Genomic DNA, 1,899 nt, shown 5'->3' with positions numbered 1-1,899 from the left:
GATTCAGAAGCTTCTTGGCTGGCGACACTCATTGAGGTGTCCGCAGATTCGGAAGCTTCCTGACTCGCAACACTCATCGACGTATCTGCCGATTCAGAAGCTTCTTGGCTGGCGACACTCATTGAGGCGTCCGCGGATTCGGAAGCAACCTGACTCGCAACACTCATGGAAGTGTCCGCCGATTCAGAAGCTTCCTGACTGGCGACACTCATTGACGTATCTGCCGATTCAGAAGCAACCTGACTCGCAACACTCATTGAGGCGTCCGCAGATTCGGAAGCAACCTGGCTCGCAACACTCATGGAAGTGTCCGCTGATTCAGAAGCTTCTTGGCTGGCGACACTCGTTGAAGCGTCCGCGGATTCGGAAGCAACCTGGCTCGCAACGCTCATTGACGTATCTGCCGATTCAGAAGCTTCTTGGCTGGCGACACTCATTGAGGTGTCCGCAGATTCGGAAGCAACCTGACTCGCAACACTCATCGACGTATCTGCCGATTGTGAAGCAACCTGACTAGCGACACTGGTTGAAGCATCGGCCGATTCACTCGCTGATAATTGACTCAACGAGTTCATCGAAGCGGAAGCACTGGCCGAAACGACACTCATGCTGGCTTCAGATTCAGACGTGATCGACGTCGAAACACTACCGGAATCTGCTTGGTCACTGACACTGGCTTCCGAATTAGAAATCTCAGAAGCTAAACTCGTGGTGGACTTGGAAAGCTCACTGACACTGTTCAGCGATTGTGACAGTTGCGACGTCGAGGCTTCACTCAGACTGGCGGCGCTTTGCGAAACCAGAGCGGAATCACTGGCAATTGCTTGCGACGTGGTACTCAAGCTAGCTTGGGCACTGGTGATTTCGGACAATTCGCTAGCCGCGGAGTTCGAGGTTGCGCTGGCGCTGACGGAAGCTACCGTTGAAGCTTCGGCCGAGGCACTAGTCTGGGCATTGCTCAGGCTGGTTTCGGCACTAGTTTGAACGGATTGCAGGCTGGCATCGGAGGCTGAAGCTTGACTCCGGTCGGCCGAAACGCTAGCCGACTGACTCGCCAATTCACTAGCCGAAACTTCGGATTGCGAAGCCGCGGCACTCTGCGAAGCATCCAATTGCGAGGCTTCGGAAGCGGAAGTGGCACTGGCTTCGGAGTTCACGAGAGAAATGCTGTTACTCTGTTCGGACCAAGTCGACAAGGCTTCAGATTCGGACAAGGATTGTTGACTCAGACTGGTCAACGACTCTTGCGTGCTGGTATCCGGCGTAGAACCTTCGTCACTCAGACTTTGCAATGACTTAGAAACTTCTGCGGATTGACTAGCTTCAGACATGCTGGTATTGCTTACGCTCAGGTTGGAGAGACTCCCCAGCGATTGCGAAGCTGCCGAGTAGACGCTCTCGTCGGCACTGTTCCGCGCACTCAAGCTGGCCTCAGATTCAGATAAGGAGGCTTGGATGCTGCCATCACTCGCCGATTGTTGACTCAAACTCATGTCGCTCTCGGAAATTTCAGTAGAAACGACGCTCAACGACTCGTCAGCTGACTCACTTTGACTGTTAAACGTCGAGGTGCTTGCCGACTGACTTGCGGAAACAACCGCGGAAGCCTTGGCCGATTCACTGGCCACTTGACTCTCGACAATCGAGGTTGACTGGCTAGCCGACGTGTTGGCGGAATCACTCGCCGAGGCGTGGGCTGACGATTCACTCGCCGATTGTTGACTCAACGAGTTCATCGAAGCCGAAGCACTAGCCGAAACAACACTCATGCTAGCTTCAGATTCAGAGGTGATCGACGTTGAAACGCTACCGGAATCTGCCCGATCACTGACACTGGCTTCTGAATTAGAAATCTCGGAAATCAGAGTCGTGGTGGACTTGGAAAGTTCACTGATACTA

The 1,899-nt window shown here is 53.6% G+C and carries 1 pseudogene; it reads right to left on the bottom strand.

Features of this window, described 5'->3' with window-relative positions:
- Positions 1 to 1,899, bottom strand: a pseudogene (locus FD38_RS12875) (accessory Sec-dependent LPXTG-anchored adhesin); the annotation flags it as partial.

The sequence above is a fragment of the Levilactobacillus zymae DSM 19395 genome, from assembly GCF_001434115.1.
GTDB lineage: Bacteria > Bacillota > Bacilli > Lactobacillales > Lactobacillaceae > Levilactobacillus > Levilactobacillus zymae.
The sequence above is the reverse complement of the archived record's forward strand: the minus strand, read 5'-3'. Positions and strand labels throughout refer to the sequence as shown.